This is a genomic window from Streptomyces beijiangensis (genome assembly GCF_017315755.1).
Taxonomy (GTDB): Bacteria; Actinomycetota; Actinomycetes; order Streptomycetales; family Streptomycetaceae; genus Streptomyces; species Streptomyces beijiangensis.
The window spans coordinates 1-1,022 of the sequence record NZ_JAFLRJ010000947.1 but is presented as its reverse complement, the minus strand read 5'-3'; the positions used below and the strand labels follow the sequence as shown (position 1 = coordinate 1,022).

Sequence of the window (1,022 nt, the reverse complement as noted above, 5' to 3'; positions counted from 1 at the left end):
TGCCGCCGAGTTCGAGGGTGAGGCGCTTCACCCGGTCGGCGCACTTGGCCATGATCTGCTTGCCGACGCGGGTGGAGCCGGTGAACACGATCTTGGCGACGCCGGGATGTTCGACCAGGGCGTTGCCCGCGGTGTCCCCCGCGCCGGGGAGCACCTGGAAGAGGTGCTCGGGGAGCCCTGCCTCCAGGGCGAGTTCGGCGAGTCGCAGCGCCGTGAGCGGGGTCGTCTCGGCGGGCTTGAGGATGACAGCGTTGCCCGCGGCGAGGGCGGGGGCCGTTCCCCAGGCGGCGATCGGCATCGGGAAGTTCCAGGGCGCGATCACGCCGACGACGCCGAGCGGCTCCAGGAGGGTGATGTCCAGGCCCCCGGAGACCGGGATCTGGCGGCCGGTGAGGCGCTCCACTCCCCCGGCCGCGTAGTCGAGGAGATCCCGGACGTTGCCGGCCTCCCAGCGGGCATTGCCCACGGTGTGGCCGGCCTCGCGGACCTCCAGCGCGGCCAGTTCCTCGACGTGTCCGTCGACGACGGCCGCGAAACGGCGGAGCAGCCGGGCGCGGTCGGCGGGAGCCGCTGCCGCCCATCGGCGCTGGGCGGCCGCCGCCGCCACCACAGCCGCGTCAACGTCGTACAACTCCGNNCGTTGACGTGAAGCCAACCTGACCCGCATCTGCTTGATCAGGAGCGACCTGCCCACTCTCACAGCGTTCTACGCCACTCCCCTGTCCGCACACGCACAGGGGAGCGACACATCCGCCATCGGCTCCAGGCCTGGCATGATGCTTTCGGCCCTCTCGACCGCCTGGATGGATGCGATGATGCCAGGCTCTCCAGCACACACTGGCAGCAGGATCTTCACCTCCGAGTTGGGGTCGACGCACACCACGAACACTTGCGAGTCCGTGCCACTCAAGCCACCAAACCGCCCACCACCCAGCCCTGGGGCGGGTGACCTGATGGCGAAGCTGTACCGGGTGCGCCTGACCTCCAAGCCGCCGGACAGGACCGGCACTCCGCCGCGACGA

1 protein-coding gene is annotated in these 1,022 nt (G+C 70.5%); it reads right to left on the bottom strand.

Annotated features, from left to right (window positions below; genetic code table 11):
- On the bottom strand, positions 1-631 hold a 631-nt coding region (locus J0695_RS40015; RefSeq protein ID WP_242553768.1), incomplete at its 3' end, for an aldehyde dehydrogenase family protein.
- Positions 632-1,022: the final 391 nt, after the last annotated feature.